The organism is Amycolatopsis taiwanensis DSM 45107, from assembly GCF_000519205.1.
GTDB classification, from domain to species: Bacteria; Actinomycetota; Actinomycetes; order Mycobacteriales; family Pseudonocardiaceae; genus Amycolatopsis_E; species Amycolatopsis_E taiwanensis.
On sequence record NZ_KI912599.1, the window covers coordinates 161,502 to 188,347 of the forward strand.

General features: G+C 69.1%; 20 protein-coding genes and 3 pseudogenes. 15 read left to right on the plus strand and 8 right to left on the minus strand.

Annotated elements, in window-relative coordinates:
• Positions 1-4: 4 nt before the first annotated feature.
• Positions 5-856 (minus strand): SAM-dependent methyltransferase, encoded by an 852-nt coding sequence (locus A3CU_RS0138355; protein ID WP_027946702.1) that lies wholly within the window; start codon positions 854-856, stop codon positions 5-7.
• Positions 857-1,147: 291 nt separating this feature from the next.
• Here A3CU_RS0138355 and A3CU_RS55320 point away from each other — a divergent pair, with 291 nt between their 5' ends.
• From A3CU_RS55320 to A3CU_RS0138375, 4 genes are read left to right on the plus strand one after another with little or no spacing between them, the layout of a single operon-like run.
• Positions 1,148-1,282, plus strand: coding sequence for a hypothetical protein (locus A3CU_RS55320; protein WP_281174193.1), 135 nt, complete (start codon positions 1,148-1,150; stop codon positions 1,280-1,282).
• Positions 1,279-3,537 carry a xanthine dehydrogenase family protein molybdopterin-binding subunit gene (locus A3CU_RS0138365; RefSeq protein ID WP_027946703.1) on the plus strand — a complete coding sequence of 753 codons (2,259 nt, stop codon included), beginning with the start codon at positions 1,279-1,281 and terminating at the stop codon, positions 3,535-3,537. The genes A3CU_RS55320 and A3CU_RS0138365 overlap by 4 nt, the downstream gene beginning before the upstream one ends.
• Positions 3,534-4,004: a (2Fe-2S)-binding protein gene (locus A3CU_RS0138370; RefSeq protein ID WP_027946704.1), complete on the plus strand. Its 471-nt coding sequence runs from the start codon at positions 3,534-3,536 to the stop codon at positions 4,002-4,004. The genes A3CU_RS0138365 and A3CU_RS0138370 overlap by 4 nt, the downstream gene beginning before the upstream one ends.
• Positions 4,001-4,813, plus strand: coding sequence for an FAD binding domain-containing protein (locus A3CU_RS0138375; protein ID WP_027946705.1), 813 nt, complete (start codon positions 4,001-4,003; stop codon positions 4,811-4,813). The genes A3CU_RS0138370 and A3CU_RS0138375 overlap by 4 nt, the downstream gene beginning before the upstream one ends.
• Before the next feature lie 115 nt (positions 4,814-4,928).
• Here the strand turns inward: A3CU_RS0138375 and A3CU_RS0138380 are convergent, their stop codons facing one another.
• A complete protein-coding gene (locus A3CU_RS0138380; protein ID WP_043843951.1) occupies positions 4,929-6,146 on the minus strand; it encodes an amidohydrolase family protein in 1,218 nt (405 codons plus the stop codon).
• Between the two features lie 62 nt (positions 6,147-6,208).
• Here A3CU_RS0138380 and A3CU_RS48755 point away from each other — a divergent pair, with 62 nt between their 5' ends.
• Both A3CU_RS48755 and A3CU_RS53170 read left to right on the plus strand, forming a co-directional pair.
• Positions 6,209-6,700: a MarR family winged helix-turn-helix transcriptional regulator gene (locus A3CU_RS48755; RefSeq protein ID WP_052372883.1), complete on the plus strand. Its 492-nt coding sequence runs from the start codon at positions 6,209-6,211 to the stop codon at positions 6,698-6,700.
• 113 nt (positions 6,701-6,813) lie between these two features.
• A complete protein-coding gene (locus A3CU_RS53170) occupies positions 6,814-8,430 on the plus strand; it encodes a protein kinase domain-containing protein (RefSeq protein ID WP_052372884.1) in 1,617 nt (538 codons plus the stop codon).
• Between the two features lie 331 nt (positions 8,431-8,761).
• Here A3CU_RS53170 and A3CU_RS0138395 read toward each other — a convergent pair whose 3' ends face one another.
• Both A3CU_RS0138395 and A3CU_RS0138400 read right to left on the minus strand, forming a co-directional pair.
• Positions 8,762-9,679, minus strand: coding sequence for an MBL fold metallo-hydrolase (locus A3CU_RS0138395; protein WP_027946707.1), 918 nt, complete (start codon positions 9,677-9,679; stop codon positions 8,762-8,764).
• Between the two features lie 55 nt (positions 9,680-9,734).
• Positions 9,735-10,433, minus strand: coding sequence for a TetR/AcrR family transcriptional regulator (locus A3CU_RS0138400; RefSeq protein WP_245617514.1), 699 nt, complete (start codon positions 10,431-10,433; stop codon positions 9,735-9,737).
• 91 nt (positions 10,434-10,524) lie between these two features.
• Here A3CU_RS0138400 and A3CU_RS0138405 point away from each other — a divergent pair, with 91 nt between their 5' ends.
• The gene (locus tag A3CU_RS0138405) at positions 10,525-11,517 is read left to right on the plus strand and encodes a zinc-dependent alcohol dehydrogenase family protein (protein WP_027946709.1); all 993 of its coding nucleotides are present in this window, start codon (positions 10,525-10,527) and stop codon (positions 11,515-11,517) included.
• A gap of 45 nt (positions 11,518-11,562) precedes the next feature.
• Here A3CU_RS0138405 and A3CU_RS0138410 read toward each other — a convergent pair whose 3' ends face one another.
• On the minus strand, positions 11,563-12,408 hold the full coding sequence (locus A3CU_RS0138410; protein ID WP_211246620.1) for a class I SAM-dependent methyltransferase: 846 nt from the start codon (positions 12,406-12,408) through the stop codon (positions 11,563-11,565).
• Positions 12,409-12,441: 33 nt separating this feature from the next.
• Positions 12,442-13,323 (minus strand): RluA family pseudouridine synthase, encoded by an 882-nt coding sequence (locus A3CU_RS0138415; protein WP_052372887.1) that lies wholly within the window; start codon positions 13,321-13,323, stop codon positions 12,442-12,444.
• A 219-nt stretch (positions 13,324-13,542) separates the two neighbouring features.
• On the opposite strand from A3CU_RS0138415, the gene A3CU_RS0138420 reads away from it, so the two are divergent.
• The 5 genes and pseudogenes from A3CU_RS0138420 to A3CU_RS0138430 all read left to right on the plus strand — a co-directional run bounded on the left by A3CU_RS0138420 (position 13,543) and on the right by A3CU_RS0138430 (position 20,441).
• The gene (locus A3CU_RS0138420) at positions 13,543-15,600 is read left to right on the plus strand and encodes a DNA gyrase/topoisomerase IV subunit B (protein ID WP_027946712.1); all 2,058 of its coding nucleotides are present in this window, start codon (positions 13,543-13,545) and stop codon (positions 15,598-15,600) included.
• Positions 15,601-15,618: 18 nt separating this feature from the next.
• Positions 15,619-16,245 (plus strand): annotated as a pseudogene (locus A3CU_RS55490) (DNA gyrase subunit A); the annotation flags it as partial.
• 459 nt (positions 16,246-16,704) lie between these two features.
• Positions 16,705-16,920: pseudogene (locus tag A3CU_RS55910) on the plus strand (LAGLIDADG family homing endonuclease); the annotation flags it as partial.
• A gap of 390 nt (positions 16,921-17,310) precedes the next feature.
• A pseudogene (locus tag A3CU_RS55500) lies at positions 17,311-19,392 on the plus strand (DNA gyrase subunit A); the annotation flags it as partial.
• 149 nt (positions 19,393-19,541) lie between these two features.
• Complete coding sequence (locus A3CU_RS0138430; RefSeq protein WP_027946714.1) at positions 19,542-20,441, plus strand: SMP-30/gluconolactonase/LRE family protein; 900 nt, start codon at positions 19,542-19,544, stop codon at positions 20,439-20,441.
• 43 nt (positions 20,442-20,484) lie between these two features.
• Here A3CU_RS0138430 and A3CU_RS0138435 read toward each other — a convergent pair whose 3' ends face one another.
• Positions 20,485-21,945, minus strand: coding sequence for an MFS transporter (locus tag A3CU_RS0138435; protein ID WP_052372889.1), 1,461 nt, complete (start codon positions 21,943-21,945; stop codon positions 20,485-20,487).
• A gap of 116 nt (positions 21,946-22,061) precedes the next feature.
• Between A3CU_RS0138435 and A3CU_RS48765 the strand changes: the two genes are divergently transcribed.
• Entirely contained in the window at positions 22,062-23,000 is a 939-nt protein-coding gene (locus A3CU_RS48765; RefSeq protein WP_052372890.1) for a LysR family transcriptional regulator, read from the plus strand.
• Here the strand turns inward: A3CU_RS48765 and A3CU_RS0138445 are convergent.
• The gene (locus tag A3CU_RS0138445) at positions 22,992-24,662 is read right to left on the minus strand and encodes an IlvD/Edd family dehydratase (RefSeq protein ID WP_245617522.1); all 1,671 of its coding nucleotides are present in this window, start codon (positions 24,660-24,662) and stop codon (positions 22,992-22,994) included. The two genes, A3CU_RS48765 and A3CU_RS0138445, sit on opposite strands and share 9 nt — an antisense overlap.
• A gap of 187 nt (positions 24,663-24,849) precedes the next feature.
• Here A3CU_RS0138445 and A3CU_RS48770 point away from each other — a divergent pair, with 187 nt between their 5' ends.
• Both A3CU_RS48770 and A3CU_RS0138455 read left to right on the plus strand, forming a co-directional pair.
• On the plus strand, positions 24,850-26,268 hold the full coding sequence (locus tag A3CU_RS48770) for an MFS transporter (protein ID WP_043844034.1): 1,419 nt from the start codon (positions 24,850-24,852) through the stop codon (positions 26,266-26,268).
• Entirely contained in the window at positions 26,265-26,693 is a 429-nt protein-coding gene (locus tag A3CU_RS0138455; protein ID WP_027946717.1) for a MarR family winged helix-turn-helix transcriptional regulator, read from the plus strand. The genes A3CU_RS48770 and A3CU_RS0138455 overlap by 4 nt, the downstream gene beginning before the upstream one ends.
• The last annotated feature ends 153 nt before the right edge of the window (positions 26,694-26,846 follow it).

Below are 26,846 nucleotides of genomic sequence, written 5' to 3' on the forward strand. Positions count from 1 at the left end.
TGGTTCACGGTTTGCGGCCGACCACCGCGGCGACGCAGCGGGCGGGCTTGCTCAGCGGGATCATCCGCGGCCCGTCCGGCCACCACTCGTCGCAGACCACGACGCCGGGCACGGACAGTTCGTTCGGTTCGACGATGTCCAGGCCGGCCATCAACTCGGCGATCTCGGCCCGGGGGCGGAACCAGCCGGCGCCCACCGGCCCGTCCAGCAGCATCCGTTCCAGCTTCTTCGCGACTTCGGTCAGCCCCGGGACCTCGGGGTCGAGGAAGTGCGACAGCACCACGTACGAGCCGGGGGCGAGCGCGTCGATGTACTGCCGCATGATCTCGGGCGCGCTGAGCTCACTGCTGTCGGGCAGGAACGGGATCGTGCTCACCTGCAGCAGCACCATCGGCTCGCTGAAGTCGAGGTGGCGGGTGACCACCGGGTTGTCCAGCACGGAGGACGGGTTGAAGATGTCCCCCGCGGCCATGTGCGTGAACTCGTTCTCCTCCAGCAGCGCCCGCCCGTGCGCGAGGACGATCGGGTCGTCGTGGACGTAGATCACCCGGGCCTCGGGCTGGCTCGCCTGCACGATCTGGTGCGTGTTCTCCGCCGTCGGCAGCCCGGCCCCGCAGTCGAGGTACTGGCCGATGCCGGTCTGGGCGGCGAGGAACCGGCACGCGCGGTCACGGAAGGCGCGGCCGGCGCGGGGTATGTCCCCGGCGTCGGGCACCGCACTCGTGATCTCCCGCATCACCTGCCGGTCCGCCTCGTAGCTGTCCTTGCCGCCGAGGAACGTTTGCTGGATCCGTGGGATGCTGGGCCTGGTCGGGTCCACTCCGATGGGGGTCTGTCGGGGAGTGATCAGCGGCATGACGACCTCGGGGCTGGGTCGGCGGAGGCGGACCAACCGACTTTAGCGCTGCCGGGCGGCGCGCACGAGGGGGGCACCTGCGGCGGAAGCCTCGATAAGGGCTTCGCCGGCCTCGTCGGAAAGTCCGGACATTTCTTGGCCCATTACCGGATATGGGCGAAAATCGAGTCGAACGTTGGCCGGGTGACCAACCGCGCGACCGTCCGCTACGGACCGGCAGGAAGGTGTTCCGGTGAACGGAAAAGATGTACCCCTTGCGCTGACCACTGCCTACAAAGGGCATGATCTTGGATGCGTAGCGTGCGGGCCGACCGCGTCCAGGTGTCCCGCAAGACACAGGAGGACCGCATGAGCGATACTCGCGCAGCCCTGCTCGTGCGGGCCGACCGGGTGCGGGTGTCCCGCAAGACACAGGAGGCCAGATGAGCATTCTCGGCACCAGAGTGGTCCGGATCGAGGACCAGAAACTGATCACACAGGGCGGCACCTACGTCGAGGACCTGCGGGAAGCGGCGCTCACCGGCGCGGTTCACGCGATGTTCGTGCGCAGCCCGATCGCGCACGCCAGGATCTCGTCGATCGACACCTCGGCGGCGCAGGCCGCGCCCGGGGTGGTCGCCGTGTACACGATCTCGGACCTGGACCTCGCGCCGCCGGTCCCGGCCGGTGCGCCGGTGGCGTCGCCGTGGCTGGCCGACGGCGTGGTGCGTTACGTCGGTGAACCGGTCGCCCTGGTGCTCGCCGAGCACCGGTACCAGCTGGCCGACGCCGCGGAACTGATCGACATCGACTATGACCCGCTCGACGTGGTCACGACCATCGACGCGGCCCTGGCCGACGAGACGGTGCTGTTCCCGGAGCTGGGCAGCAACCTGGTGCACCAGCACGACGGCCAGTTCGACGACAAGGCGTTCGAGGACTGCGAAGTCGTGGTCACCCAGACGATTGTCAACAACCGGGTCGCGCCGGCGCCGCTGGAGGTGCGCGGCGCGGCATGTGCGTGGGGCGAGGACGGCCGGCTGACCGTGTGGCTGTCCACGCAGAACCCGCAACTGGCGCGTGGCGCGATCGCGGGCGGGCTGGGTGTCGGCGAGGAGCAGATCCGGGTCGTCACGCCCGACGTCGGCGGCGGCTTCGGCGCGAAGATCGGCGCGGATCCGGAGGTGACGGTGCTGGGCTGGGCCGCGAAGCGGTCGGGCCGGGCCATCCGGTGGGCCGAGACGCGCAGCGAAAACCTCGTGGCGATGACGCACGGGCGGGCCCAGCAGAACACCATCACCATCGGCGGCAGGCGCGACGGCACGGTGGAGGCCTTCCGGCTGGACGTGATCCAGGACGCGGGCGCCTACCCACGCGCGCTGTTCCTGCCTACGCTCACTGAACTGATGGGTACGGGCGTCTACCACTTCCCGAAGGTCGAGGCGGCGAGCCGCGCGGTGGTCACGAACACGACCCCGATCGGGGCCTACCGGGGCGCCGGGCGGCCGGAGGCCTCCGCCGCGATCGAACGCGCCATCGACGTGTTCGCCGCGGAGATCGGGAAGGACCCCGCGGAGGTCCGCAAGATCAACTTCATCCGCCCGGACGAGTTCCCGTACCAGTCGCCGACCGGTGCGAACTACGACACCGGCGAGTACTCGGCAGCACTGGACAAGGTTCTCGAAGCCGCCGGCTACGCCGAGCTTCGCGCGGAGCAGGCACGCCGCCGCGAGGCGGGCGAGGTGAAGGCGCTCGGTCTCGGCATCGCGTCCTATGTGGAGATCACCGGCGGCGACGGCGGTGGCGAAAGCGGCCGCGTGGACATCAACCCGGACGGCACCGTCACCGCCTACACCGGCAGTTCACCGCACGGTCAGGGCCTGGACACCACGCTCGCCATGCTGCTGTCCGACCAGCTCGGCGTCGCCATGGACAAGATCACCGTCAAACACGGCGACACCGACGAGATCCCGAGGGCCGTGGGCACCTTCGGGTCGCGGTCGCTGCAGCTGGGCGGTTCCGCGGTGAAGGCCGCCGCGGACCAGGTGATCGACCGCGCCCGCGAGCTCGCCGCCGACCTGCTGGAGGCTTCGCCGGACGACCTCGAACTGGACGTCGACGAAGGCGTGTGGCGGGTCAAGGGCGTGCCCTCGGGCGGACAGCTCAGCTGGAGCCAGCTCGCGGAGCAGATCGAGGAGCCGCTGTCGGCCGACGTGTGGTTCGACAAGGGCACGCCGACCTTCCCGTTCGGCAGCCACCTCGCCGTGGTCGAGGTCGACACCGAGACCGGCAAGGTCGAGCTGATGCGGATCATCGCGGCCGACGACGCCGGACCCGTGCTCAACCCGGTCACCTTCCGCGGGCAGCGGCACGGCGGGCTCGGGCAGGGCGCGGCGCAGGCGCTGCTGGAGGTGATGAGCTACGACGCCGACGGCAACCCGACCACGTCCACCCTGGCCGACTACTCGTTCATCAGCGCGGTCGAGCTGCCGGACTTCGAGCTGGTGGACTCGGCGACGCCGACGACGCGGAACCCGTTGGGAGTCAAGGGCATCGGTGAGGCCGCGACCATCGGGTCCACCCCGGCCGTGCACAACGCGGTGGTGGATGCGCTGGCGCACCTCGGCGTGCGTCACCTGGACATGCCCACGACCCCGCAGCGGGTCTGGGAAGCGCTTTCTGTGAGAGGTGAGGGGAAATGAAGGTCTCCATCGAGATCAACGGTCGTGCGGTGACCGACGAGGTCGAGGACCGGACGCTGCTGGTCCATTTCATCCGGGAGAACGCCGGACTGACCGGGACCAACATCGGCTGCGACACCACGTCGTGCGGCGCCTGCACGGTGCTGCTCGACGGGGAATCGGTGAAGTCGTGCACGGTGCTGGCCGCGCAGGCCGACGGGCACGCCGTCACCACCATCGAAGGGCTGAGCGGTAGCGACGGCGAGCTGCACCCGTTGCAGAAGGCGTTCCGCGAGCAGCACGGCCTGCAGTGCGGGTTCTGCACGCCGGGCATGATCATGGCGTCGGCATCCCTGTTGGCGCACAACCCGAAACCCACCCGTGGGGAAGTACGCGAGGGCCTGGAAGGGAACCTGTGCCGCTGCACGGGTTACCACAACATCGTCAGCGCGGTGATGGAAGCGTCCGGGCAGGAGGTCGACCGGTGATCCCGGCACAGTTCAGCTACCAGCGCGCGTCCACTGTGGACGAGGCGCTCAGCCTGCTCGCCGAGCACGGCGAGGAAGCCAAGCTCCTGGCCGGGGGGCAGTCCCTGCTGCCGCTGATGAAGCTTCGGCTGGCCGCGCCCGAGGTGCTGGTGGACGTGGCGCCGATCGACGAGTTGCGTTACGTCCGGCTCGACGGCGACGACATCGCGATCGGGGCGCTGTCGCGGCACCAGGACCTCAACGGCGACCCGGTGCTGGCCGAACACGCGCCATTGCTCGCACACGTCGCCGGTTCGATCGGCGACCTGCAGATCCGGCACCGCGGCACGATCGGCGGTTCGCTCGCGCACGCCGACTCGGCCGCGGACCTGCCGGCCGCGATCCTCGCGTCCGAGGGCGTGCTCGTCGTGCGCGGCCCGTCGGGCGAGCGGCGGATCCCGGCCGCGGACTTCTTCCTCGGCCCGTTCACCACCCCGCTGGAGCCGGATGAAATGCTGACCGAGGTCCGGGTGCCGAAGCAGACCGGGCTCGGCTGGGGCTTCGAGAAGTTCGTCCGCCGGGCCATCGACTGGGCGATCGTCGGCGTCGCGGTGGTCGGCAAGTCGGTCGGCCTGATCAACATGGGTGGCACGCCGCTGCGCGCCCGCGCCACCGAGGAGGCGCTCGCGTCCGGAGCATCGCCGGAAGAAGCCGGGGCGCTCGCGGCCGAGGGCACCTCCCCGGTCGACGAGCCGCACGCCAGCACCGAATACCGCCAGCACCTGGCGCGTGTGCTCACCACCCGCGCGCTGACCAAGGCCGCGGCCTGATCGCGCGCGTTCGTTGACGGTTTGACGGCACACGGCCGCCCCGGGTTCGCCCGAGGCGGCCGTGCCGGGGTTGTGGTGGCGGAGCGTCTGGCTGCTTGCCCCCTGGCACGCAACATCATGCCGGGGCGATGACCCGAGCGGCGGATTCCGCCAATGTCGTCAACAATGTGCTCACGTCGGGAGCAAGCAACCGGCCGTCCCGCTTCACGAACTGGCCACCCACGATGACGGAGTCGACCGCCCGCGTGTCCATCGCCAGAACGACCGACGCGACGGGATCATGCACCGGCGCCACCCCCGGCAGGTCCGTTCGGAGTAGTACGACGTCCGCATGGCTGCCGGTTTCCAGCGTCCCGACGCCGTCGATCGCGGCCACGCGCGCACCGTCCTCGGTCGCGGCGCGGAAAATGTCGCGGGCCGTGAGGTCCGATTCGAGCCGCATGTGGGCGTAGTCGGCCCGCATGAGGCTGAACATGTCGCCAGGCCCGCTGATCACGGTGTCCGCCCCGAGTCCGGTTGGGACTCCCGCCTTACGCGCCCGGGCGGTGACGGGCGCGCCGATACCAAGCTCCATCTCGACAACCGGCGACACCGCGATGGCACCGCCACTGCCGGCGATCAGCTTCAGTTGCTCGTCGGTGTAGTGGTTGCCGTGGGCGTAGCTGGTGCGCGGTCCGAGGAAGCCGTTGCGCCGCAGGAAGTCCAGCCCGCGTGCCGCACTCTCTTTGCCGTGGCCGCCCATGTGCACGGTCACGGAAAGGTCCAACTCCCGCGCGATCCGCCATTCGTCGAGAGCGACGTCCTCCCCGGCGATCTCGGGCCCGAACGGCGCCATGGCCATCGTGACCCGTCCGCCCATGCTGGCCTGGACTCGCCGCGCGAGTTCCGGCTTGTGGCTGCAGTATCCGAAGACGGCACGAATGCCGGACACCTTGAGCGCGTCGACCGCGGCGGCCGTGTGTTCGGGCGTGTGCTGGATGTGGTTCCAGTCCACGAGGGTCGTGATCCCGGCGTCGAGACATTCGAGCGCGCCGGCGAGGGTGCCGGTGTAGACGTCCTCGGGACGGTAGCGGGGACCCACCGTGCCGAGGACGAGATCGAGATACGTGGCGAGTGAGATGTCGGGCCCCATCCCGCGAAGCCCGGCCTGCCACGTGTGCCGGTGGGTATCGACGAAGCCGGGCGAGACAAGCATGCCGGTGGCGTCGACTGCTTCGGCGCCGGCAGGTGCGGGTAGGTCCGGCCCGGTCGCGGCGATCCGTCCGTCCTCGACAAGGAAGTCGGTCACGCGCCCACTGTCCACCGCTCGTCCACCACGAATGATCATTGCCATGGCGGTGATGCTATATCGAAAGCTTTTAGAAAAGCAATTAGAACAGCGGTACTCTCGGCCCCGTGCAGGATGAGGTCGACAAGCTGGCCAGGCAGTGGGCGGCGGCGGGCATGGCCCCAGCGGCTATTACGCGCGTGGAGCTGAGCAAGCGCGTGTCCCGCCTTGCGTTGCGGCACGAGCAGGCGATGAAGGTCGCCCTGTCGGAACTGGGCCTGACCTACGCGGAGTTCGACGTGCTGGCGGCGCTACGCCGAGCAGGCGGCCCGCTGCGCCCCAGCGAGCTGACGCGGTCCCTGTTTCTCACCTCAGGCGGTACAAGCAACGTCCTGCAACGCCTGACCACCGCCGGCTACGTAGCGCGCGAAGCAAACCCGGACGATGCCCGCGGCCGCTGGGTCCGCCTGACCCCATCCGGCGAGTCGATCACCGACAAGGCAATGGCAGCGTCGACCCGCGTCCACGAAGAGTTGCTGGCCGGCATCCCCGACAAGACGATCCGCGCGGCAGCCGACGCCCTACGCGAGATAACCGCCGTCACCGATCGCCGCCGCTGACGGATGGGAGCGGAGCCTCCACGAGGCAGAGCATTGTGCTCATCTCGCGTTTTGAGTAACCCTCCTACAATCGGCGCGGGGGGCCACCTCGTCACGCACTGGAGGACCTCGTCGTGACACAACAGGGTGAGTTGGTCGGCGGACGCTATCGCCTGGTGTCCCGGGTCGGCCGGGGGGCGATGGGCGTGGTGTGGCGGGCCCACGACGAGCGGCTGGATCGCGTGGTCGCGGTCAAGCAGCTCGTGGTCGCCGAGACCGCGGACGAGACCACGGCCGACGAGGCGGCCCGGCGGGTGATGCGCGAGGCCCGCCTCGCCGCGCGGCTGCAGCACCCGCATGCGGTCACCGTGTACGACGTCGTGTCGGACGGTGGACGCCCATACCTGGTCATGGAATTCGTGTCGGCGGAGAGCCTGTCGGCCTTGGCCGGCCGGAGCGGCGGGTTGACCTCCGGGCAGGTGGCGAAGCTGGGCGCGCAGGTGGCCGCCGCGCTGGCCGCGGCGCACGCGGAAGGCATCATTCACCGTGACGTCACGCCGGGGAACGTGCTCATCACCCCGGACGGCACCGCGAAGCTCGCGGACTTCGGCATTTCCCGCGCGGCCGGGGAGGCCACGCTGACCGCCAGCGGGTTCGTCGTGGGCACCCCGGCCTACCTCGCCCCGGAGGTCGCGAGCGGCGCCGAGGCCGACTTCCCGTCGGACGTCTTTTCGCTGGGCGCCACGCTCTATTTCGCCGTCGAGGGCGCGCCGCCGTTTGGCACGGACGCGAACCCGATCGCGCTGCTGCACCGGATCGCCCGGGACGAGATCCCCCCGCCCCGGCACCCCGGGCCACTCGCCGATGTGCTGCTCTGCCTGCTGCGCCGCGACCCCGCCGAGCGCCCCGAGCTGCCCGCCGTGGCGGAGGCACTCGCCGCGGTGGCCGACGGCCGCCCCGTCCCCGACCTCCCCCCACCCGCGAGTCCCCGCTCCAGCCCGCCGAGTTCCCGCTCCAGCCCGCCGAGTTCCGGGTTCGGGTCGCTGAGTTCCAGGTTCGGGTCGCTGAGTTCCGGGTTCGGCTCGCCGAGTTCCCGGTTTGGGTCGCCGAGTTCCCGGTTTGGGTCGTCGAGTTCCGGGTTCGGGCAGGAGCCAGGCGAGAGAGCCCCCGCGTCCGGGACGAAGGCGCTACCGCTGCGTGGCACCAAAGTTCTGCCACCACAAGGAGACTGGCCCGAGGAAGGGAGCGCGTTCACGGTCTTCCGGCGGCTGACCGCACGGCGGCTTGCCGTCGCGGGTCTCGCGGTGGCGCTCGTCGCTGGGGGCGTGCTCCTCGGCACGATCTTCAGCAACGATGGGCAACCAAACGGTGTAGCCGCCGGGCAGCCACCGGCGAGCACCGCCGCGCTTCCGCCACCGAGCGCGTCCTCGAGCGCTCCGCCGCATGGGAGCTGCCATGCCGAATACCACGTGACGGGCTCCTGGCCCGGCGGTTATCAGGCGCAGGTGACCGTCCGGAACGACGGCACGGACAATCTCACCGGCTGGTCGGTCAGCTGGACGGTGCCATCCGGGAACATCCTCCAAGTGTGGAACGGCACCCTTTCCCAGCAGGGCTCCAGCATCACGGTCACCAACGCAGACTTCAACGCCGTGCTCCACGCCGGAAGCTCCACCAGTTTCGGCCTGAACGCCACTGACGACGGCTCCGCCGCCCCCGCCGACATCACCCCCACCTGTCAAGAATCCTGACCCCGCGCGTGTCCCCACTTCAGGCAGCCGAGTTCCGAGTTCAGGCAGCCGAGTTCTGGGTTCGGGCACGCGAGTTCTGGGTTCAGGCACGCGAGTTCCGGGTTCGATCGCGAACTCAGCCGCCCCAACCGGGAACTCGGACGCTTGGAGCGAGGACACGGACGCCTGGACCGGGAATTCGGACGCTTGGAGCGGGGACACGGACGCCTGGACCGGGAATTCGGACGCCCCAACCGGGAATTCGGACGCCTGGACCGGGAACTCGGACGTTTGAGGCGGGAGTTCGGGCGCCTGGGGCGGGGACACGCGCGGCTGGAGTGGGGACTCGCGGTTAGACGGAGGTGGGCAGGGGGCCGCCTCGCCAGGCGACGGCGTCCTGGAAGGCGGCGAACACGTCGAGTTCGGTCCCGTCGAGGTCGGCGTACGCGCGGTGCAGGTTCAGCACGATCCGCTCGCTGTCCGCCCAGCCCGCGAACTCACCGAGGTCCGCCTGCTGGGCAGCCTCCAGCGGAGCCAGCCCGGCTTCGCGACCGGACTCGCAGACCTGCCGCACGAACCGGTAGTACCGCTCGTGGGCCGCGAGCACCGAGGGCAGTTCGCCGGCCCCGAACGGCGACCCGTGCCCGGGCACGAAGCGCTCGGCGCCGAACCTGTCCAGCCAGTCCAGCACGCGCAGCGCGCCGTCCACGGAACCCATGAGGATCAACGGAGTCAGGCCGTGGAACAGCAGGTCGCCGGTGAACAGCACGCGCTCCGTGGGCAGCCACGCGACCACGTCGCCGGCAGTATGTGCGGGATAGCCAGGGTGCAGCAGCTCCACCAGACAGTCGCCGTTGTGCAGCATGAGTTGCGAACGCAGGGTGACCGACGGTAGCCGGCGGCGCACGGCGCCCCAGTCCGGCGCCGGCGACCAGAACGGCGGGCAGGCCTGGATGAGCGGGTCGGCGGCCAGCGCGACGCGCATGTTCTCGTGTCCAATCAGGACTGTCGACTCGGGAAGCAGGCTGTTGCCGTAGGTGTGGTCGCCGTGCTGGTGCGTGTTGACCGCGAGGCGGATCGGTGCGCCGCCGGTCGCGTCGTCGACCGCGGCGAGAAACCGCCGGGTACGGGCCTCGGTCGCGCAGGTGTCCACCAGGATGACGCCGTCGGGGCCGCTGATGACTCCGGCGTTGTTGACCCACCAGGTGCCGTCACCCTGTACCCACGCCCAGACCCCGGGTGCCAGTTCGTGCAACGCCGATTCGCCCATGGGCGAAAGTCTGCCAGCCCTGCGCCTCGCTCACAGCGAAAGCGAGGCCGACGAGTCAGGCGGGCGTGAGGCCGAGCGAGGCCACGAGGTCGAGCAGTTCGGCGCGGTAGATCTTGGCGGGCTCGTGGGTGAGCGCCCTCAAATGGCCGTAGACCTCCAGCGCGAGCAGCCCGTGTATCCGGCCCCAGGTCCGCAACGCGAGCGCGACGCCGGCGGGTGGCAGGTCGGGGAAGCTCTCCCGGACGTGGGAGGCCAGTCCGGGGCCGAAGTCCGACCACTCGTAGCCGGTCTCGGGCTGGCGGCGCCCGGCCTTCGGCCAGGCCGCGGCGATCAACGCGGTGAGCCCTGAGCAGGCCCGCTGCGCGGCCTCCGCGGCCGGCCCGCCCGCCGGCGCCTGGTAGCCGGGGACCGGGTCGCCGTAGACCAGCCGGAAGCCCTCGGGGTTGGCCAGCGCCCATTCCCGCGTCGTCAGGCCCCACGCGAGGATGCGGCCGGCGGTGTCCTCGGGTGGCACGGCGTCGCGCGCGGCTTCGACCTTCTCCACCAGGGACAGGTAGACGTCCTTGATCAGCGTCGTGAGGAGGTCGTCGCGGGTGGGGAAGTAGCCGTAGATGGCGCCGGCGGTCATACCCATTTCCCGGGCGATCGCCCGCAGGCTGATCGCGCCCGGGCCGTCGGAGGCCATCTGCTTCAGCGCGATGGTCTTGATCTCCTCGGTCGTTTCGGCGCGAAGGCGCTCCCGGCGGGTCACCACGGTTGACACTTTACAGCGTTGGTCTACTATCAGCTGTATTGAAACTGAACGGCGTGTAGTAAAGACACGCCGTATGATCGAGGGGGCACAGATGGCCAGAACAGTGGTTTTCAACGAAGTCGGCGGTCCCGAAGTCCTGCATCTGGCGGACGTTCCGGTTGGCGAGCCCGGACCGGGCGAGGTGCTGATCCGGGTCGACGCGATCGGGATCAACCGGGCGGAGGCCCTCTTCCGCGCGGGCACCTACTTCGAACAGCCCGTGTTGCCGGGCTCTCGCATCGGTTACGAGGCCGCCGGTGTCGTGGAAGCGGTCGGCGCGGGAGTCGAAGGGCTGGTACCGGGTGACGAGATCGGCACGACGGCCGGGTTTTCGATGCGCCACTACGGCGTCTACGCCGAACGTGTCGTGGTTCCGGCCGGGTCGGTGTTGCGCCGCCAGGTGGACGCGGTGACGGGCGCCGCCGTCTGGCTGACGCATCAGACGGCTTATGGCGGGATGGTGGAGCGCGCCGGCCTGCGGCCCGACGACACCGTGGTGATCACGGCGGCATCCAGCGGAGTCGGGCTCGCCGCCATCCAGATCGCCAACCACCTCGGCGCGACCCCGGTCGCGGTCACGCGAGGCGAAGCCAAGCGCGAGCGCCTGCTACAAGCGGGCGCGGCGCACGTTGTCACCACCGAGTCGGAAGACCTGGTCAAGCGCGTGCGGGAGATCACTGGTGGCCGTGGCGCCGAGATCGTCTTCGACTCGATCGGCGGGCCGGGCCTGCACCAACTGGCCGAGGCGGTCGCGACCGGCGGGTCGCTGGTCGTCTACGGCTCGCTCGCCCTCGAGCCGACCCCGCTGCCGATGAACTGGGACAGCAGCATCGCCGTGTACGGCTACAGCAACGGCGACTACCTGGTGAACGACGAGGAGCGGTTGCGTCGCGCGGAGTCCTTCATCAACGCCGGCCTGCGGATCGGCACCCTCACCCCGGTGATCGACCAGGTCTATGCGGACCTGACCGACATCGCCGAGGCACACCGGCGCATGGAGTCCAACGAGCACATCGGCAAGATCGTCGTGCAGGTCCGCCACTGACGGGCCGCGCCCACGGAGTCCGAAGTGGACCCCGTGGGCGGGTCGCTAGCGGGCGTGGACCAGTTGGGACAGCCGGCGGGGAGCCAACGCGTCCTGGCGTTGCCACAGTGCGGGGGCGATCGCATCCCGCTGGTTGAAGTGCTCGACGTGGGCGAAGCCGGACTCCTTGAGCAGCAAGGACATCTCGTCCGGTTCGAAGTAGCTCAGCCAGGGCTCGCCGTGCTCGGCGGCGACCGCGGAGACCGCCGTCGCGTAAGCGTTCCCGGCTTCGTCGCGGAGTTGCTGGGGCAACATGTAGTCGGCGACGAGTTCGGCGCCCGGCGGCAGTTGCGCCAGGGTCCGCCGCACGGATTCCCGGCTGAGGTACGGCACGACACCGAGCCAGCAGAAGAACGACGGGATTTCGGGATCGAAGCCGTTTTCGGTGAGCCGCTCGAGCGGGGAGTCCGTTTCGAAATCCACGCCGACGAAGCTCACCCGCTCGGGTATCGCGATGCCGGCCTTTTCCAACTGGCGCCGTTTCCATTGTTGCGTGGCCGGGTGGTCGGCCTCGAACACGGTGACGTCGAGCGGGTTGCGGTACGCGAAGGAGTCGAGTCCGGCGCCGAGGAGCACGTACTGTCGCACACCTCGCTCGACGGCCTCGGCCAGGCGACTCTCGGTGAACCGGCTGCGGACGATGACCTGTCCGCGGGCCTCGGCGAGGATGGGGTGGTCGCCGTGCGCGTGGTGGTAGGCGAGCAGTTCTTCCGCCCGGTCGCCGAGGATGCGGCCGGCCAGGGTATCCACGAAAATGTGCGGTTCGGCGTCGACGAGTGGGTGGGCGGCCCGGGCGGCGGCCGCCGTGAGCGCGGTTTGACTGGGTTCTTGGGCCAGGTGTTCAGGTATCACGCGGACAACGTACCTGGCATTTCGCTCATAATATCACAAAATAGAAAATTCCGAAAGGGTGTGCTGGTCACAGTTTCGTAGCTTCAGGCGGCTCTCGAATCGGCGGAGGTCACCTGTGATCGGGTCGGTGAATTCGAGTGTCCTGGCCAGCAGTTGCAGCGGCCGGCTGAAGTCGTCCAGTGTGGTTTCGGTCACCACCGGGTAGAAGCGGTCACCGAGAATGGGGATGCCGAGACCGCTCATGTGCACGCGCAACTGGTGGGTCCGGCCGGTCTCCGGGAGGAGCCGGTACCGGCCGAGCCCGCGCGCGTGCTCGATGAGCTCGATCCGGGTCCGGGCGTTCGGCTCGCCGGCAACCTCTTGCGCGGTAACGATTCCACGCTCCTTGACGATCCGGCTGCGCACCGTCGTGGGCAGCGTGAGGCCGGGATCGTGGCGAGCGACGGCCTCGTAGACCTTGCGCACCTTGCGGTCGCGGAAGAGCGTCTGGTACGCCCCGCGATGTTCGCGGTTGACCACGAAGATCAGCAGGCCAGCGGTGAGCCGGTCCAGCCGGTGGGCCGGGCTGAGCTCGGGCAGGTCCAGGTCGCGCCGCAGGCGCACCAGCGCGGTCTCCAGCACGTGCCGTCCGCGCGGGATGGTCGCCATGAAGTGCGGTTTGTCCGCCACCACCAGGTGCTCGTCGCGGTGCACGACGCCGATCTCGAACGGCACCGGGACCTCGTCCGGCAGGTCGCGGTGGAACCAGATGAACGTGCCAGGCCGGTACGGGGTCACCAGCGTGACCGGCCCGTCCTGCCCGACGATCCGCCCCTCGGCGAGCATCTGGTCGAGCCGCTGCGGTGGCAGCTTCGGGATGCGGTCGACGAGGTGGTCGCGGATGGTCGCCCATGGGCCCTCGACGGGGAGCCGCATCCGCGCGGGGCTGAGCCCGTTCCGCGGCGGCAGCGGGGCATCGGGCGGTCGTCTCACCCCGTCGACTGTAACTGTGGGGGCTTCAACTGTGCGGAGTAAGGTGGCGGGCGCGCACGGTGTTGATGCCACAGGGTTGTCAGAGGGGTCGGATACCCTGTCTAACCGTGGTTCACCTGTTCGACGCCACACCAGTTGTCCAAGAGCCGGGAGAACGCCCCTGTGACTGCCTCTGCTGAGCCTCTGTACGGGGCCGACGACCTCACCCATCTCGAGGGACTCGAAGCGGTGCGGAAGCGGCCCGGCATGTACATCGGGTCGACCGACAGCCGCGGCATCAACCACCTGTTCACCGAGATCGTGGACAACTCGACCGACGAGGGTGTCGCCGGTTACGCCTCCCGGATCGTGGTCACCCTGCACGCGGACGGCAGCGTCCAGGTCGACGACGACGGCCGCGGCATCCCCACCGACAAGCACGCGAAGTCCGGCCTCTCCGGTGTCGAACTGGTGCTGACCAAGCTGCACGCGGGCGGCAAGTTCGGTGGCTCCGGGTACAAGACGTCCGGCGGGCTGCACGGCGTCGGTGCCTCGGCCGTGAACGCTCTGTCACACCGCTTTGACGTGACGGTCCGGTACGGCGGCAAGGTGCACGAGATGTCCTTCGCGCACGGGGTTCCCGGGGTGTTCGACGGCCCGAGCGCGAAGGCGAAGTTCACCCCGCAGCCCGGCCTGCGCATCGCCGGGAAGATGAAGCGCGGCGAGCGGACCGGCACGTCGATCCGCTACTGGCACGACGCGCGTTACTTCGAGAAGACCGCGAAGCTCGACATCGAGGCCGTGCGCGCCAAGCTGCGAAACACCGCGTTCCTGGTGCCCGGGGTCACGTACGTGCTGCGCACGGCGAGTGAAGACACGATCGGCGAGGAGACCTTCCACTTCCCCAACGGCCTGCGGGACATGGTCGATTTCCTCGCGCCGGCCGGGGACAAGGCGGTGTCGGACACGCTGCTGATCACCGGCGAGGGCACGTACAAGGAGAACGCGGCCGACGCCAACGGCGTGATGAAGTCCAACGTGGAGCGTCGCGCCGAGATCGAGGTGGCGCTGCGCTGGGGAACCGGCTACGAGCGCACGGTCGAGTGCTTCACCAACACCATTCGCAACGTGCACGGCGGCACGCACCGCCGCGGCTTCGAACGCGGCGCGGTGAAAGCCTTGCAGGAGGCGATTTCCAAGACCCGCGGCCTGCTCAAGGCGAAGGAGGACCTGCCGGTTCTCGACGACGTGCTGGAGGGCATGACGGCGGTCATCCACGTGCGCCTGCCGGAGCCGCAGTTCACCTCGCAGACCAAGGACGAGCTGTCCACCGCGGGCATCACGCGGGTCATCCAGGGCGTGGTCGAAAAGCGGCTCAAGGCGTGGACCGAGGATCGCAAGACCAAGTCCGAGGCCAAGGTGGTGCTGCAGAAGATCGTGGACGCGGGCCGTGTCCGCATCGCGCAGAAGCACCAGAAGGACGCCGCCCGCCGCAAGACCGCGCTGGAGGGCGCGGCGATGCCGCCGAAGCTGGTCGACTGCCGCACCACCGGGATCTCCCGCAGCGAGCTGTTTCTCGTGGAAGGCGACAGCGCGCTCGGCAGCGCGAGAATGGCGCGGGTGTCGGAGTACCAGGCGCTGCTTCCCCTGCGCGGCAAGGTACTCAACGTGCAGAAGGCGAGCCTCGGCGACACGTTGAAGAACGCCGAGATCGCCTCGATCGTGCAGGTGCTCGGCGCAGGCAGCGGCCGCACGTTCGACCTGTCCACGATGCGCTACGGGCGGGTGATCATCATGGCCGACGCGGACGTGGACGGCTCCCACATCCGCACGCTGCTGATCACGTTGTTCGCCAAGTACATGCGCCCGGTGATCGAGGACGGCCGGCTGTACGCGGCGATGCCGCCGCTGCACAAGATCCTGACCAAGGGCCGTAACCCGGAGACCCACTTCACCTTCACCCAGCGGGAGATGGAGGCGAAGGTGGCCGAGCTGGAGCAGGCGGGCAAGCAGGTGGTCAAGCCGGTGCCGCGGTTCAAGGGCCTCGGCGAGATGGACGCCGAAGAGCTGTGGGAGACCACGATGAACCCGGCCACCCGCTCGGTCCGCCGGATCACGCTCGACGACGTGGAAGCCGCCGAGTCCGCGCTGGAACTGCTCATGGGGGAGAAGGTCGAGCCGCGGCGCAACTGGCTGGTCGCCTCCGCCGCGCGCGTCGACCAGGCCGCGATCGACATCTAAACGGGAGCGAACTTCAGCATGGCACGCCGCAAGACGCCGACCACCCGGGTCGACCCGAGCGCCTTCGACCGGGCAGGCGCGCAGGTTTTCGAAAACCCGGTGAAGACCGAGATCGAGGATTCCTACCTCGAGTACGCCTATTCGGTCATCCATTCCCGCGCGCTGCCCGACGCGCGCGACGGCCTCAAGCCGGTGCACCGCCGGATCCTGTTTTCGATGAACGAAAACGGCTACCGGCCCGCCCACGCGTACGTGAAGTCGTCGCGTGTGGTCGGTGACGTGATGGGCCGTTACCACCCGCACGGCGACACCGCGATCTACGACGCGATGGTCCGCCTGGCGCAGGACTTCTCGATGAACGCGCCGCTCATCGACGGGCACGGCAACTTCGGGAGCCCGGACGATGGCCCGGCGGCGAGCCGCTACTGCGTAGTGGGGGATACCCGTATCCGCCTGGCTGACGGATCGAGCCCGCGCATCGCCGACGTGGTGAACTTGCCACCGGACAGTGAAGCCGATGCGGACTTCGAGGTCCTGGACAAGGACGGGAAGACCGTCCGGGTCACGAAGGTGTTCAACTCGGGTGTCCACCCCACCATCAGGATGACCACGAAGTCGGGGTTCTCGCTGCGGGGCAGCGAGAACCATCTCGTGCTCTGCCTTGAAGCCCCGATGGGGGTGCCGCTGTTCCAGTGGCGGCGACTCGACGAAATTGAGCCGGGCACCACCGTGTGCGTCGCGCGCAACGCCTGGATGCAGGTCGTTCCCACGGCGCGTGAGTACATGCTGGGTGTGTTGGCTGGAGCGTGGGTTTCGGAGGGCTGGGCGAGCGAGACGCGAGCGGGCTTCAACAACACCGACGAGCATTTCTTCGGTGAGGTCCTGCACGCCTACGACCAAGTGGTGGGTGGTCCCCGGTATGTGTCCGATCGGCACACCCGGCGCGACCGCAAGCTCGTTCGAGAGCTGGACGTGCAGGAGTACGCCGGCGGGATGGCGGCTTTCCGGGCCAGCCCCCTGGCGGAGTTGATCGGTCATCAGGCGAGGGACAAGTTCGTGCCCGAGTTCGTCTGGAACTCGGGCTGGGGTACGAAGCGGGCGTTCCTGATGGCCCTTTTCGAGGGCGACGGCGGCCCCCGGGTCGCGACAGACGGGTTCACGATCCAGTACAGCAGCTACAGCGAACGTCTGACCACCGAGGTCCAGGAGATGCTCGCCGAGTTCGGGGTGATCGCAAGGCACTGCCGGTACACCCGGGGCAGTGGCGCGGTCGAACATCGCCTCGTCATCTCGGGATTGCGGAACGTCCGGGCCTTCGTCGAGCGTGTCGGGTTTCTCAAGACGAAGCAGGCGAAGGTGGGGCAGCTACTGCGGCGGGCGGTCCTGCGACCGCATCGCCTCAGCCAGGACAAGGCCCCCTTCGTGGCCGACTACGTTCGCGGTGCACTCGACTTCGACCGGCGTGGCAGCGGTCGGAAGTGGCTGGTCCAGCACAACTTCGACCGAATCGAACGTTGGGAGACCGAACGGCTTCGCATTATCGACCGCATCAAGGACACCGAGGTCCTGGCGACGATCTTGCCGATCATGGACTCCGGATACCGGTTCGAGGAGGTCACCCACGTCGCTGCTGAGGCGCCCGCGGAGGTCTACTCGGTCCGGGTGGAATCCGACGACCACTCGTTCCTCGCCGGTGGCTTCGTCAACCACAACACCGAAGCGCGGATGTCGCCTGAGGCGATGCTGCTGGTCGGCGAGCTCGGCGAGGAGACCGTGGACTTCCGGCCCAACTACGACGGGTCGCTGTCCGAGCCGTCGGTGCTGCCGGCCGCGTATCCGAACCTGCTGGTCAACGGCACGTCCGGGATTGCGGTCGGCATGGCCACCAACATGATCCCGCACAACATGGGCGAGGTCATCGGCGCGGCCCGCTGGCTGATCAACCACCCGAACGCCTCGCTGGACAAGCTCATGGAGTTCGTGCCCGGCCCCGACCTGCCCACCGGCGGGCTGCTGCTCGGCCTGGACGAGGTGCGCAAGGCGTACGAGACCGGGCGCGGGGTGGTCCGCATGCGCGCGAAGGTCGAGATCGGTCCGCTGGAGGGCAGCCGCGGCCGGCAGGGCATCACGGTCACCGAGCTGCCGTATGGCGTGGGCCCGGAAAAGGTGATCGAGAAGATCACCGACGAGGTGAACAAGTCGAAGCGGCTCACCGGCATCGCCGACGTCAAGGACCTCACCGACCGCGAGAACGGCACCCGCCTGGTGATCGAGTGCAAGGTCGGGGTGAACCCGCAGCCGCTGCTCGCCGACCTGTACCGGCTGACGCCGCTGGAGCAGTCCTTCGGCATCAACAACCTGGTACTGGTCGACGGCCAGCCGCAGACGCTCGGGCTCAAGTCGCTGCTGGAGGTCTTCCTCGCGCACCGCTACGACGTGGTCACCCGACGGACGCGGTACCGGCGGCGTAAGCGCGAGGAGCGGCTGCACCTGGTCGAGGGTCTGCTGATCGCACTGCTGGACATCGACAAGGTGATCCGGCTGATCCGCAACAGCGAGAACGCGCAGGAGGCCAAGGCAGGCCTGATGAAGCGGTTCAAGCTGTCGGAGATCCAGGCAACCTACATTTTGGACACTCCGCTACGCAGGCTGACCAAGTACGACAAGCTCGAACTGGAGGAGGAGCAGGACCGGCTGCGCGAGGAGATCGCCGAGCTGACCCGGATCCTCGATGACGAGTCGGTCCTCAAGCGCGTGGTGTCCAACGAGCTGGCCAAGATCGCCAAGGAGTTCCGCACCGAGCGGCGGACGGCGCTGATCGACGGCGACCTCAAGGAGGTGCTGGAGGCGTCGAAGCCGGCCGGGCCGCGGGAGGTCGCCGACGACCCGTGCCAGGTCATCCTGTCGGCGACCGGGCTGGTGGCCAGGACGGCGGCCGAGTCGGAGGAAGCGCCCGAGGGACGGCGCCGCAACGGCCGGGCCAAGCACGACGCGGTCGCCGCCGTCGTGCATTCCACGGCACGCGGCCAGGTTCTGCTCGTGAGCAGCCGGGGCCGAGCGTTCAAGACCGACGTGCTTCCATTGCCGGTGCTGCCCGAGCAGGCGGGGACGGTGTCTCTGCGCGGTGGGATGGCGGCCCGGGAGCTGGTGCCGCTGGAGAAGGGCGAGCGGATCGTCGGGCTCGCGCCGCTGGGCGAGCAGGCGGCCGGCGCACCCGGGCTGGCGCTGGGTACGCGGCACGGTGTGGTCAAGGTCTGCGCGCCGGAATGGCCGGTGCGGGCGGACGAGTTCGAGGTCATCACGCTCAAGGCCGGTGACGAGGTGGTCGGTGCGAGTTGGCTGACCGACGGGCGCGAAACGCTGGCGTTCATCGCCTCGGATGCTTCTCTGCTGCGGATTTCGGTGTCGCTGGTGCGTCCGCAGGGGCTCAAGAGCGGCGGCATGACCGGCATCAAGCTGGTGGACGGGGCGGAAAGCGTGTTCTTCGGCGCGGTGCGCACCGACGACGTGGAGCACGGTGAGCCGATGGTGGTCACCGCGACCGGATCGAGCGTGAAGATGACGCCGTTCTCGGAGTATCCGGCCAAGGGTCGCGCGACCGGCGGGGTGCGGGCGCACCGGTTCCTCAAGGGCGAGACGCGGCTGACCGTGGGCTGGATCGGGCAACGCCCGGCCGGCGCGGCGAAGAACGGCGATCCAGTGGAACTGCCCAAGGCGAACCCGCGTCGTGACGGTTCCGGCGCGGCACATCCGGGGCCGGACGTCGTGGGCCACCTGATCGAACGGGAGTAGGCCGCTCCCTCGGTTCTGGAGGGTGAGTCGCGGGGCACGACGTGGCCCCGCGATCACTCTCTGCCGCCGTGACGTCGTGGTTCTTGACGGCATCAAGTTCGGTGATACAGGCTTACCGCCAGCCATAATCCGACGGTCTGGGGGCAGACGTGGATTCGATCAAGACCGAGTTCGTGGTGCTGGACGAGCGGTTCTCACGCTGCAACGGCGACAACTGGATGCAGCGGCTGCACACCGGGTGCCGGTGGACCGAAGGGCCGGTCTATTTCCCGGCCGGCCGGTACCTCGTGTTCAGCGACATCCCGAACGACCGGACCCTGCGCTGGGACGAGACGACCGGTCAGGTCGGTGTGTTCGGCCAGCCTTCGGGCTACGCCAACGGCCACACCCGGGACCGGGCCGGCCGGCTGGTCAGCTGCGAGCAGGGCAGGCGCCGGGTAACCCGCGTCGAGCCGGACGGCACCGTGACCGTGCTCGCCGAGCGCTATCGCGGTCGCCGGTTCAACAGCCCCAACGACGTCGTCGAACGGTCCGACGGATCGATCTGGTTCACCGACCCGAGCTACGGCATCGATAGCGACTACGAGGGATATCGCGCGGAAAGCGAGATCGGCGCCTGCCACGTTTACCGTGTCGACCCAGCGAACGGGGAGGTCCGGCTCGTCGCCGACGACTTCGAACGGCCCAACGGCCTGGCCTTCTCGGTTGACGAGAGCCGACTCTACATTGTGGACACTCGTCAGAAGCCCAGCCATATCAGGGTGTTCGACGTGACCGACGATGGCGCGCTCACCGGCGGCGAAATCTTCGGCACCTGCGACAACGGTGTGTTCGACGGGATCAGGGTGGACACGGCCGGACGGGTCTGGGCGGCCGCCCACGACGGCCTGCACTGTTTCGCCCCCGACGGCACGCGCATCGGCAAGCTGCTGGTGCCCGAGATCTGCTCGAACCTGACTTTCGGTGGACCGCGCCGCAATGAACTGTTCATCACTGCCTCGAGTTCGGTCTACACCCTGCGTGTCAACTTCAACGGAGTTCAAGGTTGAGCCTCGGGGTCTGGCTTTCATGCCGTGACGAAGGGGGCGGGGTTCAGTGCCGTGTGCGCAGCGCGCGGGCGACCAGGCCGGTGAGCACGGCCAGTGCCAGCACGATGCCGCCGGTGATGGCGGTGGCGTGGACGTAGTCCGCGAAGGCCACGGTGGTGTTCGCCTCGTCCGGGGTGGAGCCGAGGACACCGGCGAAGATGCCACCGATCACCGCGACGCCGAGTGCGTTCGCGACCTGGGTCCCGGTGAGTAGCACGCCGCTGGCCGCTCCGCTGTCGGCCGGGGCGACGTCGGCGAGCACCGTGGTGATCAGCGGTGCGGCGACCAGACCCTCCCCGATTCCGGACACCACCAGGGCGGGCAGCAGTGCCAGTGCCTGGACCTGCTGCGGTGCCACCGCGACGACCGCGACGAAGGCGGCCAGGCTGAGACTCATCAAGGTGGCTCCGGCGACCATCACGCGTGCTCCGTAGCGGGCCGCGAGTTTCTTGCCGGCCAGGCTGGCCACCGCGAATCCGAGCCCCAGCGGAGCGAACACCGCGCCGCTGCCCAACGCGCTGAAGTGCAGCCCCGCCTGCAGGTGGTAGGCGAGCAGCAGGAACAAGCCCGCGTTTCCGGAGTAGAACACCAGCACCAGGAACAGACCCCGGGCGAACCGGGCCTGCGCCAGCAACCGCGGCGGCACCAGCGGTGCGCCCCCGGTGTTTTGCAGCCGGCGCTGAATGACCGCGAAGCCGGCGAGCACCAACACGCCTGCCGCGAGCGCGGCCCAGGTCCAGACCGGCCACCCCGCCGCGGGGCCGATGGCCAGCGGCAGCAGCAGACCGACCAGACCGAGTCCGAGCAGCGATGCTCCGGCCAGGTCGAGCCTGGTGCTCCCGCCTCGGCTTTCGGTCACCGTGGCTCGGGCGGAGACGATCGCGGCCACACCGATGGGAACGTTGATCAGGAAAAGGCTTCGCCAGCCCAGCCCGGCCGGGTTCGCGGCCAGCAGTGCGCCACCGACGAGCTGCCCGGAGATGGAGGCCAGGCCGATGGTGGCGCCGTAGATCCCGATGGCGCCGGCCCGGGCGGGGCCGGTGAAGGTGACCTGGATGATCGACAGCACCTGCGGAAGCATCACGGCGGCGGCGAGGCCCTGGAGCACCCTGGCCGCGATCAACATCCCGGCAGTGGGGGCGATGGCGCACAACACTGACATGCCGATGAAGGTCAGCACCCCGATGACGAACGACCGCTTACGGCCGATCAGGTCACCCACCCTGCCGCCGGTGACCAGCCCGACCGCGTAGGCCACGGTGTAGCCGGCGATGACGAACTGGATCTCACCGAAGGAGGCGCGCAGGTCCGCTTGGATCGACGGGGTCGCGACGGTGACGATGCTGCCGTCGAGCAGCCCCATGAAGGTGGCCATGAGGACCGAAGCGAGCGCCAGCCGCTGGCGCGTCGTCGAGATGGCCTCGGTGGCGGCCGGTGCCGCGACCGGGGCTGTCGTGCTGGTCATGCTGTTCTCCAGTTCAGATCTTGAGGACACCGTGAGTAAATCGCTGGTTCGGGCCGGGCGTCCAAGTCCGGGTTCTTCTCCTGTGAGAAGCTGGAGTTATCACTCCGGAGGTGGGGATGGAGCTTCGTCAACTGCGCTATTTCGTCACGGTGGCCGAGGAACTGCACTACGGGCGGGCAGCGCGTCGACTGCACATCGCTCAGCCGGGGCTGAGCCAGCAGATCAAGATCTTCGAGCGGCAACTCGGCGTGCCACTGTTCCACCGCAATCGGCGCGGCGTGTCGCTCACCGACGCCGGACAGGTGCTGCTGCCGGAGGCCAAGGACCTGCTTGCCCGAGCCGACGCGATCACGTCACTGGTTCGCAGGCACGGCAGCGGCCGGCAAGGTGAGCTGCTGGTCAGCCTGACCCGATCGGCGCCGAACGGCATCGTGACCGAATTGCTGGACGCCTTCCGTGCAGACCATCCGCTGGTGGAGCTGAAGGTGACCAGCGGTTTCACCGGCCTGCACGAACAACAGCTGCGGGACCGTGTGATCGACGTGGCCTTCGTCCGCCCGCCGGTAGACGAAGGCGCGGACCTGGGCTGCCTGCACCTCGCGGAGGAACCGATGGTGCTGGCCGTGCCCAGCGGGCACGTTCTGGCCCGCAGGCGGCGGGTCCGCACCGCGGACGTCGCCGGTCAGCCGCTGGTGTGGTGGCCACGCGAGCACGGTCCGGGAATGTGGGATCGCATGCTCGACGAGGTGTTCGGTGTGGGCGTGCGTCCCCCGGCCGCCCGGTGGGAGCCGGAGGAGGAGCGAATGCTGCACGCGGTGCAGGCCGGGCACGGCGTCACCATGATCACCCAAGGGCGGGCGGAGAGCCTGCGCCGACGCGGTGTGGTGTTCAAGCGGTTCGTTGACCCGCAGCCCACCGTGCCGATCGGCATCGCTTGGCACCTCGGCAACACCAACCCGGCGCTGGCTCGCTTCCTCGACTGCGCCCGGGCCGCCTCCCTCGACGCCATGCCGGCGGCGCAGGCCGATCAGGACGGCAGCGCCCGCTCAGTGTGAGTCGCGGGGTACGGCGTGGCCCCGCTGCCCGCGCAGGAAGTCGAAGTCCGCGCCCTGGTCGGCCTGCAACACGTGCTCGGTGTAGAGCCAGGTGTAGCCGCTGCGGTACGGCGACTCGGGCGCCTTCCATTCCGCGCGACGCCGGTCAAGTTCGTCGTCGTCGACTTCGAGCGTGAGGGTGCGTGACGGGACGTCGAGCGTGATCTCGTCGCCCGTGCGCACCAGCGCGAGCGGGCCGCCCAGCGCGGACTCCGGCGTGACGTGCAGTACCACCGTGCCGTAGCCGGTGCCGCTCATGCGCCCGTCGCAGATGCGCACCATGTCGATGACCCCGGCCTTGATCATCTTTGTGGGCAGTGGCACGTTCGACACCTCCGGCATGCCGGGGTAGCCCTTGGGGCCGGCTCCCCGGATGACCAGCACGGTGTCGGCGTCCACGTCGAGATCGGGATCGTCGCACACCGCGTGGTAGTCCTCCGCGGTGTCGAACACGAGCGCCCGGCCACGGTGGGTGAGCAGGTGCTCCGACGCCGCCGACTGCTTGATCACCGCCCCGTCCGGGCAAAGGTTTCCGCGTAGTACCGCGGTTCCCGTGCCCGCGGGCTGGAACGGCTCCTCGACTTTTGTGATGACCTCGTTGTTCCAGCACTCGGCCCCGCCGACGTTGTCGGCCACGCTCTTGCCGGTGACCGTGATGCTTCCGGCGTGCAGCAGGTCGGCGTCTATGAGCCGTTTCATGACCACTTCAAGCCCGCCCGCGTAACAGAAGTCCTCCATCAGGAACCGGCCGCTGGGCATCAGGTCGACCAGGGTCGGCACCGCGCGGGCGAGCCGGTCGAAGTCGTCCAGCCGCAACTCGACGTCGGCCCGGCCGGCGATCGCGAGCAGGTGGATGATCGCGTTGGTGGAGCCACCGATCGCGGCGTTGACCCGGATCGCGTTCTCGAACGCGTCGCGGGTGAGGATCCGCGACGGCCGCAGGTCCTCGTTCACCATTGCCACTACGCGCTTCCCGGCCTCCTGCGCGGTCTCGAAGCGGCGCGTGTCCACCGCCGGCCAGGCGGCCGAGCCAGGAAGTTGCATGCCCAGCGCCTCGGCCAGGCACGCCATGGTGGAGGCGGTGCCCATCGTCATGCAGTGTCCGTCGGAACGCGCCATGCATCCTTCGGCGAAGAAGCACTCCTCCTGGGTCATGCGCCCGGCCTTGAGCTCCTCCTCGAACTTCCACACGTGCGTGCCGGAGCCGACGTCGATGCCGCGGTACTTGCCGTTGAGCTTCGGCCCGCCGGTGACCATGACCGCGGGCAGGTCGACGCTCGCGGCGGCCATCAGCATCGCGGGCGTCGTCTTGTCGCAGCCGGAAAGCAGGACCACGCCGTCCAGCGGGTTGGCGCGGATCAGTTCCTCGACCTCCATGGCCATGAGGTTGCGGTAGAGCATGGCGGTGGGCCGCATCAGCGTTTCGCCGGTGGCCATCGTCGGGAACTCGAGCGGGAAGCCGCCCGCCTGCCACACGCCGCGTTTGACCGCTTCGGCGACCCGGCCCAGGTGCGCGTTGCACGGCGCGAGTTCCGACGCGCTGGTCGCGATCCCGATCACCGGCCGCCCGTCGAAGACCTCCGCGCCGAAGCCCTGGCTCCGCATCCAGGAGCGGTAGACCATGCCCGCGCGGCCGGTAGCGCCGAACCATGCCCTGCTCCGAAGCACGCGCGTCACGATGACCCCTCTCCGTTGAGTGTCAAGCCATTCATACGTTAAATCATCCGATGAATTGTTGTCCAGGTTCGTCGTCGGGATGGGTTGGTTGTAGGCTTGCAACTGTTGTAGATCTACAACGAGTGGAGTGCGCGTGCCGGAGCTCGGCGCTCGGCGCAGGTTGCTCGTGCTGGCGATCTGCTGCCTGAGCCTGTTCATGGTTTCGCTGGACAACACGGTGGTGAACCTGGCCCTGCCGTCGATCCAGCACGAGTTCGACGCGGGCACTTCGAGTCTACAGTGGACGATCGACGCCTATACCGTGGTGCTGGCGAGTCTGCTGATGCTGTCCGGGTCCACCGCCGACCGGATCGGCCGGCGGCGCGTCTTCCAGAGCGGGCTGGCGGTGTTCACCCTGGGCTCGCTGCTGTGCAGCCTCGCGCCGAACGTCGGGCTGCTGGTGGCGTTTCGCATGGTGCAGGCGATCGGCGGATCCATGCTCAACCCGGTCGCCATGTCGATCATCACGAACGTCTTCACCGAGCCGCGCGAGCGTGCCCGCGCGATCGGCGTCTGGGGCGGGGTGGCCGGGGTGAGCATGGCGCTCGGTCCGGTGGTCGGGGGAGCGCTGGTCAGCTCGGTCGGCTGGCGGTCCATCTTCTGGGTCAACGTGCCGATCGGGGTCGCCGGACTGCTGCTCACCGCGCTGTTCGTGGCCGAGTCGAAGGCGCCGAGGCCGCGCCGCATCGACCCGGTCGGGCAGGTGCTGATGATCGTCGTGCTGGGCGCGCTGACCTACGGGATCATCGAAGCCCCGCACGCCGCGCCGGGCGTCGCCATAGGCTGTTTCGTGGTCGCCGCGCTTGCGCTCGCCGCTTTCGTACCGTACGAGCGGCGGCGGCCGGAACCGCTGATCGACCCGCGGTTCTTCACCAGCGTCCCGTTCTCCGGTGCGATACTCGTCGCGGTCTGCGGGTTCGCGGTGCTGGCCGGCTTCCTCTTCCTGAACGCGATCTACCTCCAGGAAGCGCGGGGTTTCTCGCCGCTGCATGCGGGCCTGCTCACCCTGCCCACGGCGGTCGGCGCATTCGCGTTTTCGCTGGTGTCCGGCCGGATCATCGGCTCGAGGGGGGCGCGGCCGCCGCTGATGGCCGCGGGGCTCGCGCTCATTGTCGCCGGTCTGCTGCTCACCCGGTTGACCACCGACTACCCATTGTCCCTGCTGGTCGTCGCCTACCTCGTGTTCGGCATCGGGTTCGGGCTGGTCAACCCGCCCATCACGAACACCGCGGTGTCCGGCATGCCGCTCGACCAGGCGGGCGTCGCCGCGGCGGTGGCCTCGACGAGTCGCCAGGTCGGGGCGTCGCTCGGCGTCGCGGTGCTGGGCACGGTGGTGACCTCCCAGCTCCACGGGCCACTGGCGGCCGAGTTCGCGCAGGCGAGCCACGGGGCCTGGTGGATCATGGTCGGGTGCGGCGTGGTGGTGCTGGTGCTCGGGTTCGTCACGACCACTCCGTGGGCGCGGCGCACCACGTTCGAAGAGGCCGGGAAGGTGGGGGTGCGTCCGGGATGACACAGGTGAACACCACGCTCGTCTGGGCCAGGATGACCGATCTGGTCACCCGGAGCAACGACCGGCGCCGCGAGGTTTCAAACCGGCTCGGGATGAGCTTCGGCAAAGTCAAGGCGCTACGCCGGATCGCGGCCGGCCCGCTGACCATGCGGCAGCTGGCCGAGGAGCTGATCACCGACCGCCCGTACGCGACCCTGCTCGTCGACGATCTCGAACGCCGCGGGCTGGTGGAGCGCACGGTGCACCCGGACGACCGCCGGTGCAGGCTCGTCCGGGCCACCCGGGAGGGACGCCGGGCCGCCGCGCTCGCGAACCGCATCCTCGGCGAGCCCCCGCCCGCGCTGCTCGCCCTGCCCGCGTCCGATCTGGCCGCCCTTGACCGAATCCTGGTCAAGCTCGCCGAAACCCAGAACCCAGGCACCTGACCCGGCAACTCACCCACCCGCCCCGGCAACATGCGTGCCTGAGCCGGGAACTCGGGTTCCTGAGCCGGGGACACACCAGGGGGCCTGGCGTGTCCCCGCTTCTGGAGGCCGTGTCCCCGGCTCAGGCAGATGAGTTCCGGGTTAGGGCAGGCG